This window comes from Streptomyces sp. NPDC016845, from assembly GCF_044332585.1.
In the GTDB taxonomy this organism is placed as follows: domain Bacteria; phylum Actinomycetota; class Actinomycetes; order Streptomycetales; family Streptomycetaceae; genus Streptomyces.
In genome coordinates this window covers 44,526-50,907 of record NZ_JBIRPI010000036.1, presented here as the reverse complement: position 1 = coordinate 50,907, position 6,382 = coordinate 44,526, and the positions used below count along the sequence as shown (strand labels likewise).

Below are 6,382 nucleotides of genomic sequence, written 5' to 3'. Positions count from 1 at the left end.
TACCAGATCCGTTTTCCGTTCCGTTTCCGGTTCGGATTTCATTTCCGGTGGCCGTTGGAGGGCCTTTGCCTTTCGGCGGTTCCGACTTTATCAGAGTTTCTGAGTCGGAATTTCCGGCCCCGTGAGGTGAACACCAGGAGCCTGAAAGCACTCCGGGTTCCCCCTCGGGCGGAGCCGTAAACCTACTGGAGCGGGGCGCCCCGATGCAAATCGAGGCGCCCCGCTCCCTGTGTGCGTCCGACGAGGCGTCAGACCTCGACCACGACCGGGAGGATCATCGGGCGGCGGCGGTAGGTGTCGGAGACCCACTTGCCCAGCGTGCGGCGGATGAGCTGCTGCAGCTGGTGGGGTTCGACGACGCCGTCCTGGGCCGACTTCTCCAGAACCTCCTGGATCTTCGGGACGACGGCGTGGAACGCCGAGTCCTCGATGCCGGAGCCGCGGGCCTGGATGTTCGGACCGCTGGTGATCTTGCCGGTGCTGGAGTCCACCACCACGAAGACCGAGATGATGCCCTCGTCGCCGAGGATCTTGCGGTCCTTCAGCGCCGGCTCGCCGACGTCGCCGACGGAGAGCCCGTCCACGTAGACGTAGCCCGCCTGGACCTTGCCCACGATCTTCGCCTTGCCCTCGACGAGGTCGACGACGACGCCGTCCTCGGCGATGACGATGCGGTCGTGCGGGACGCCGGTGAGGGCGCCGAGTTCGGCGTTGGCGCGCAGGTGGCGCCATTCGCCGTGGACCGGCATCAGGTTCTTGGGCTTGCAGATGTTGTAGAAGTACAACAGCTCGCCGGCCGAGGCATGGCCCGAGACGTGCACCTTGGCGTTGCCCTTGTGGACGACGTGCGCGCCCCAGCGGGTCAGGCCGTTGATGACGCGGTAGACCGCGTTCTCGTTGCCCGGGATCAGGGACGACGCCAGGATCACCGTGTCGCCGGAGACGATACGGATCTGGTGGTCGCGGTTGGCCATGCGCGAGAGCGCCGCCATCGGTTCGCCCTGCGAGCCCGTGCAGACCAGGACGATCTCGCTGTCGGGGAGATCGTCGAGCGTCTTCACGTCCACGACCAGGCCCGGCGGGATCCTCAGGTAGCCCAAGTCGCGCGCGATGCCCATGTTGCGGACCATCGAGCGGCCGACGAAGGCGACCCGGCGGCCGTACTCGTGTGCCGCGTCGAGGACCTGCTGGATGCGGTGCACGTGGCTGGCGAACGACGCCACGATGATCCGCTTCTGGGCGCCGGCGAAGACGCCCCGGATCACGTTCGAGATGTCGCGCTCGGGCGGGACGAAGCCCGGGACCTCGGCGTTGGTCGAGTCGGTGAGGAGCAGGTCGATGCCCTCCTCGCCGAGTCGCGCGAAGGTCGGCAGGTCCGTCAGGCGGCGGTCCAGCGGGAGCTGGTCCATCTTGAAGTCGCCGGTGTGGACCACCATGCCGGCCGGGGTGCGGATGGCGACCGCGAGCGCGTCCGGGATGGAGTGGTTGACCGCGATGAACTCGCAGTCGAAGGGGCCGAGCCGCTCGCGGTCGCCCTCGGCGACCTCGAGGGTGTAGGGCCGGATGCGGTGCTCCTGGAGCTTCGCCTCGATCAGGGCGAGGGTCAGCTTGGAGCCGATCAGCGGGATGTCCGGCTTCTCGCGGAGAAGGTAGGGGACGGCGCCGATGTGGTCCTCGTGCCCGTGCGTCAGGACGATGCCCTCGATGTCGTCGAGGCGGTCCCTGATGGACGAGAAGTCCGGCAGGATCAGGTCGATTCCGGGCTGCTCCTCCTCGGGGAAGAGCACTCCGCAGTCGACGATCAGGAGGCGACCGTTGTACTCGAAGACGGTCATGTTGCGGCCGATCTCGCCGAGCCCGCCGAGCGGCGTGACGCGCAGGCCGCCCTTCGGGAGCTTCGGCGGGGCGCCGAGTTCAGGATGCGGATGACTCAAAAGATTCTCCCTTATGCCCGCGCGCCACGTACCTGTAGGCACGTGGCGCGCGGGACGTTCGTGCAGTAGCAGTTGTTGGTGTTGCTTCGGTCTTGCTCGTGTTCTGTTGATTCAGTTGTGAGGTCTTACGAAGTCGGTGCTAGAGCTGTACCCCGCCGGCGGCGAGATCGACCTTGAGCTGCGCCGTCTCTTCGGGAGTGAGTTCGACGAGCGGGAGGCGCAGCGGTCCGGCCGGCAGGCCCTGGAGCTCGAGCGCGGCCTTCGTCGTGATGACGCCCTGCGTGCGGAACATGCCGGTGAAGACGGGGAGCAGCTTCTGGTGGATCTCGGTCGCCTTGTGCACGTCGCCCGCCAGGTACGCGTCGAGCATGGCGCGCAGTTCGGGGGCGACCACGTGGCCGACGACCGAGACGAAGCCGCACGCGCCGACCGAGAGCAGCGGCAGGTTGAGCATGTCGTCACCGGAGTACCACGCGAGGCCCGAGCGCGCTATGGCCCAGCTGGCGCGGCCGAGGTCGCCCTTGGCGTCCTTGTTGGCGACGATGCGCGGGTGCTCGGCGAGGCGGACGATCGTCTCCGTGTTGATCGGTACGCCGCTGCGGCCCGGGATGTCGTAGAGCATCACGGGCAGCTCGGTCGCGTCGGCGATCGCCGTGAAGTGGCGGAGCAGGCCCTCCTGCGGGGGCTTGTTGTAGTACGGCGTGACCGTGAGCAGGCCGTGCGCGCCGGCCTGCTGGGCGGCGTGGGCCAGCTCGATGCTGTGGTGGGTGTCGTTGGTGCCGACACCGGCGACGACGTGGGCGCGGTCGCCGACCGCTTCGACCACGGCGCGTACGAGATCCGATTTCTCCGCATTGCTGGTCGTCGGGGACTCGCCCGTGGTGCCGTTGACGATCAGGCCGTCGTTGCCTGCGTCCACCAGGTGGGTGGCGAGCCGCTGCGCGCCGTCGAGGTCGAGTGCGCCGTCCGCCGTCAAGGGCGTGACCATGGCGGTGAGGACCCTCCCGAAGGGGGTCTGCGGAGTCGAGGTCGGAGCCATGGGTAACACGCTACTCGCTGCTCAGCGCCGGGTCCCCCCTCGGGGGATCCGACAAGTCACGACAAAGGTGGAGCCCGGCACTGCCTGCTCGGGGGTTCAGGCAGTGCCGGGTCCGTTTGATCAGGCTAGATGAACTTTATGAAATGCCGCAATCCGGACACTTCAACCGGCGCACCCGCACATCTGTGCCGCTGACACCCCGACGTGATCAAGGGACGCCCTGGTCCAGAACGGCGCAGGACTACGGCGCCACGCGGCCGTTGGCGTTGAACGCCGCGTAGGTGAGCGGCATCAGCTCGGCCCACGCCGTCTCCATCTTCTCGCCGACCATCTCGATCTCCCGCTGCGGGAAGGAGGGGACCTTGGCCAGCTCGTGCTGGGTGCGCAGGCCCAGGAAGTGCATCAGCGAGCGCGCGTTGCACGTGGCGTACATCGACGAGAACAGGCCCACCGGGAGCACCGCGCGCGCGACCTCGCGGGCCACACCCTCGGCCAGCATCTTCTGGTACGCCTCGTACGCCTGGACGTAGGACGCCTCCATGGTGGAGGACGTCAGCTCGTACTGGCCCGGCGTGCCCTCGACGAAGCGGTATTTGCCGGGGCGGCCCTCCTGCACCAGCTTGCGGTCGGCGGCGGGCACGTAGAAGACGGGCTGGAGCTCCCGGTAGCGGCCCGACTCCTCGTTGTACGACCAGCCCACGCGGTGCCGCATGAACTCGCGGAAGACGAAGATCGGCGCGGTGATCAGGAAGGTCATCGAGTTGTGCTCGAAGGGGCTGCCGTGCCGGTCCCGCATCAGGTAGTTGATGAGGCCCTTGGAGCGCTCGGGGTCCTTCGACAGCTCGTCCAGGGACTGCTCGCCCACCGTGGAGACGCGAGCCGCGAACAGCACGTCCGAATCGCTCGCGGTGTGCTTCACCAACTCGACGGTGACGTCGCCTCGGAACGTCGGCTTGAGGTCTTCGGCAGGGGTCTCGGTCACGGCTCGGGGGGTCCTTCCATCACGTCGCTCGGGCGGCGCCCACTCTACGGGCCGCCACTGACAACGGTTCATCTGCTCGCTTCTCCCGACGATCTCCGCCGAACGAGAGCGAACATCTGTTAATTCGGTGAAAGTGGGCACCATTTGAGGAGATCGATCGTCTGTGTAGATGAACACACTTAGTTCGAACCCCTTGAGGAGAAGCACCGCCCATGTTTCGTCGGCGCGAGCCCGTACCGTTCGCCTTCATCGCCGAAGCCGACAAGTTCCGCAGCAATGTCACGCCGCCCACGCGCGAGCGTCCCTCCGTCGGCCAGATCGCGGGCCGCACGCTGGTGGGGCTGACCGTCGTGGCCGGGCTCGTCGGCTCCCTGCTGTTCGGGATGCCCGCGCTCTCGGCCGACCAGGCCCCCCGCCACACCCAGCAGTCGGAAGCCTCCGACGGTCGCTGAGCCGTCGCACTCGACCGGCCCCCCTGAGGTGGAAGGCCGGAGCGCGCACGGATAACCTCACCGGGCACAGCCCCCATCGCGTGGATGATCGAGTGAGGACCCGTCGTGCCCCTGTCCTTCCTGACGGCCGACCGTGCTTTTGACGAGGCCGCCGAGACTGCGCTGCCCTTCGACGACCGTGACCAGTGGCGCCGCCCCTACCGCCCGGGCCCGTACCGGGTCGGGGCGGCCGCGCTGCTGCTGCTCCTGGCGTCGTACGTGCTGTTCGCCGGGGTGATCATCGCGACCGCCGGGGACCCCACGGCCGCCGGGATCTGCGGTGTCGTCGCCGTCCTGGTCATCGCCGCCGCCATGCGGTTGCTGCGCATGGGCACGTGGGTGAGCGCCCGCGGTCTGCGCCACGTCGGCTTCTTCAGGACGCAGACGGCGCCCTGGGACGTCGTCGTCACCGCGCGCACGGTGCAGCAGCCGGTGCGCTGGCTCGGGCTGCCGCGCACCGTGCAGGGCCAGGCGCTGGTCCTCGTACGCCGTGACCGGCGCGGGGAGCAGACGACTCTGCTCACCAGCCACAACGGGGACTTCCTCGGCCGGACCACGGCGTTCGACCGGGCCAGCGACAGTGTCGAGGTCTGGGCGGACGAGTACCGGACGCAGCGCTGACCCTCAAGAGACAGCCGCCGACTCGAACGAGACGTGGAGAGGGGCCCGCTCCGTCGTGCTGATGACGACGGTGCGGGCCCCTCTCGCACACCTCAGACGTTGACCGGGCGGCCCTCCTGGAGCGCGATCGCGCGCTGCATCGCCTTCCGCGCGCGCGGGGTGTCCCGCGCGTCCTTGTACGCGACCGCGAGCCGGAACCAGCAGCGCCAGTCCCCCGGCGCGTCCTCGGTCTCGGCCTTGCGTCGGCCGAAGACCTCGTCGGCGGAGTCGCGGTCGATGCGGCCGTACTGGTCGCGCCGCAGCTCGTCGACGGGCAGCCCGCCCTCCGCCTCCAGGAGTTCGGCGAGGCGGTTGGCCTTGCGGACGAACTGGGTGTTCGCCCACAGGAACCAGATGCCGATCAGGGGCAGGATCAGCACGGCGACGCCGAACGTGATCGTCAGCGCGGTGCCCTGCCGGATGAGCATGACGCCGCGGTCGCCGGCCAGGACGAAGTAGACGACCAGGACCGCGGCGGTGACCGCGTAGGTGATTTTCGCGCGCATCGCTGCCGGTCAGCCGTTCAGGTCGAGGAAGTGTTCCAGGCCGAAGGTGAGGCCGGGGGTCGTCGCGACCTTGCGGGCGCCGAGCAGGATGCCGGGCATGAAGCTGCTGTGGTGCAGCGAGTCGTGGCGCAGGGTCAGCGTCTCGCCCTCGCCGCCCAGGAGGACCTCCTGGTGGGCGAGGAGGCCGCGCAGGCGGACCGAGTGGACCGGGACGCCGTCGACGTCCGCGCCGCGCGCTCCGTCGAGCGCCGTCGCCGTCGCGTCGGGCTGCGGGGCGCTGCCCGCCTTCTGCCGGGCGGCGGCGATCAGTTGCGCCGTGCGGGAGGCCGTGCCGGACGGGGCGTCGACCTTCTTCGGGTGGTGCAGCTCGATGACCTCGACGGACTCGAAGTAAGGGGCCGCCACCTCGGCGAACTTCATGGTCAGGACCGCGCCGATGGAGAAGTTCGGCGCGATGAGCACGCCCGTGCCGGGGGACGCGGCGAGCCAGCCGTTCAGCTGCGCGAGGCGGTCCTCCGTCCAGCCCGTCGTGCCGACGACGCCGTGGATCCCGTGGCGTACGCAGAACTCCAGGTTCTCCATGACGGAGTCCGGCGTGGTCAGCTCGACCGCGACCTGGGCTCCCGCGTCGACGAGGGTGTCCAGCTTGTCGCCCCGGCCGAGGGCCGCGACCAGCTCCATGTCCTCGGCGGCCCCGACGGCCCGTACGGCTTCGGAGCCGATGCGCCCCTTGGCGCCGAGAACCGCCACGCGCAGCTTGCTCATCTTTT

Annotated in this window: 7 protein-coding genes; 2 read left to right on the top strand and 5 right to left on the bottom strand. The window is 69.0% G+C overall.

Features of this window, described 5'->3' with window-relative positions; genetic code table 11:
- Positions 1-248: 248 nt before the first annotated feature.
- From ACH4RC_RS39920 to thyX, 3 genes are all read right to left on the bottom strand, one after another.
- Positions 249-1,934 carry a ribonuclease J gene (locus tag ACH4RC_RS39920; protein WP_398209549.1) on the bottom strand — a complete coding sequence of 562 codons (1,686 nt, stop codon included), beginning with the start codon at positions 1,932-1,934 and terminating at the stop codon, positions 249-251.
- Positions 1,935-2,073: 139 nt separating this feature from the next.
- Positions 2,074-2,973, bottom strand: coding sequence for a 4-hydroxy-tetrahydrodipicolinate synthase (dapA, locus tag ACH4RC_RS39915; RefSeq protein WP_398209547.1), 900 nt, complete (start codon positions 2,971-2,973; stop codon positions 2,074-2,076).
- 241 nt (positions 2,974-3,214) lie between these two features.
- Entirely contained in the window at positions 3,215-3,955 is a 741-nt protein-coding gene (gene thyX / locus ACH4RC_RS39910) for an FAD-dependent thymidylate synthase (RefSeq protein WP_398209545.1), read from the bottom strand.
- A 212-nt stretch (positions 3,956-4,167) separates the two neighbouring features.
- Between thyX and ACH4RC_RS39905 the strand changes: the two genes are divergently transcribed.
- Both ACH4RC_RS39905 and ACH4RC_RS39900 read left to right on the top strand, forming a co-directional pair.
- Complete coding sequence (locus ACH4RC_RS39905; RefSeq protein ID WP_398209543.1) at positions 4,168-4,407, top strand: hypothetical protein; 240 nt, start codon at positions 4,168-4,170, stop codon at positions 4,405-4,407.
- A gap of 105 nt (positions 4,408-4,512) precedes the next feature.
- Positions 4,513-5,067, top strand: a complete 555-nt coding sequence (locus tag ACH4RC_RS39900; protein ID WP_398209541.1) for a hypothetical protein — start codon at positions 4,513-4,515, stop codon at positions 5,065-5,067.
- Between the two features lie 92 nt (positions 5,068-5,159).
- Here ACH4RC_RS39900 and ACH4RC_RS39895 read toward each other — a convergent pair whose 3' ends face one another.
- Both ACH4RC_RS39895 and dapB read right to left on the bottom strand, forming a co-directional pair.
- Positions 5,160-5,612 carry a hypothetical protein gene (locus ACH4RC_RS39895; protein WP_398209540.1) on the bottom strand — a complete coding sequence of 151 codons (453 nt, stop codon included), beginning with the start codon at positions 5,610-5,612 and terminating at the stop codon, positions 5,160-5,162.
- A 9-nt stretch (positions 5,613-5,621) separates the two neighbouring features.
- Positions 5,622-6,377 (bottom strand): 4-hydroxy-tetrahydrodipicolinate reductase, encoded by a 756-nt coding sequence (dapB, locus tag ACH4RC_RS39890; RefSeq protein WP_398209538.1) that lies wholly within the window; start codon positions 6,375-6,377, stop codon positions 5,622-5,624.
- Between the last annotated feature and the right edge of the window lie 5 nt (positions 6,378-6,382).

Coding starts and splice junctions, on each gene's coding strand:
- ACH4RC_RS39895 (WP_398209540.1), bottom strand. CDS start 5,612: ATGCGCGCGAAAATCACCTACGCGGTCACCGCCGCGGTCCTGGTCGTC.
- dapA (WP_398209547.1), bottom strand. CDS start 2,973: ATGGCTCCGACCTCGACTCCGCAGACCCCCTTCGGGAGGGTCCTCACC.
- dapB (WP_398209538.1), bottom strand. CDS start 6,377: ATGAGCAAGCTGCGCGTGGCGGTTCTCGGCGCCAAGGGGCGCATCGGC.
- ACH4RC_RS39905 (WP_398209543.1), top strand. CDS start 4,168: ATGTTTCGTCGGCGCGAGCCCGTACCGTTCGCCTTCATCGCCGAAGCC.